1 protein-coding gene is annotated in these 604 nt (G+C 64.1%); it reads left to right on the top strand.

The features are described from left to right. On the top strand, positions 1–604 hold a 604-nt coding region (locus tag FS320_RS44795), incomplete at both ends, for an IS5 family transposase (RefSeq protein ID WP_152718822.1).

The following is a 604-nucleotide window of genomic DNA, read 5'->3' as shown; positions in this document are numbered from 1 at the left end:
GCAGGAGACGCGGCCGCCCGCAGAAGTACTCTGAGATTGCGATTGAGACGGGCTTGATGCTGCGGCTGGCGTTTGGCCGGCCGTGGCGCCAGACCGAAGGCATGCTGGCCTCGATCCTGCGTCTGCTCTGTCTGAATCTGCCAGTGCCCGATCACACCACCTTCTCCCGCCGCAGTGCTGACCTGACTGTCGCTCAGGCGTTGAGCACCGCCCGCGGACCGGTGAACGTGGTGATCGATTCAACGGGGCTGCAGGTATTTGGTGCTGGCGAATGGCAGCATGAGAAGCATGGCGGCCAAGGGCGCCGGACCTGGCGCAAGCTCCACCTCGCCGTTGATCCCGAGACCGGTGAGATCCTCGCATCGGAGCTGACGACCACCGAAGACGGTGATGCCTCACAGGTCGGTCCCTTGTTGGATCAGATCTCAGGCTCGATCGCTTCGGTCACAGCCGATGGCGCATATGATGGCGAGCCGGTCTACCGTACCATCGCCGAGCGGGATCCTGCTGCGGCGGTGATCATCCCACCACGCTCAACGGCAGTGCCGAGCAATTCGGCCGAGACAGCGCCCACCCAGCGAGACCGGCACCTCCAGATGATCCA

It is taken from the genome of Microvirga tunisiensis (assembly GCF_009296175.1).
Lineage (GTDB): Bacteria > Pseudomonadota > Alphaproteobacteria > Rhizobiales > Beijerinckiaceae > Microvirga > Microvirga tunisiensis.
This window is presented reverse-complemented; position numbering and strand designations above follow the sequence as displayed.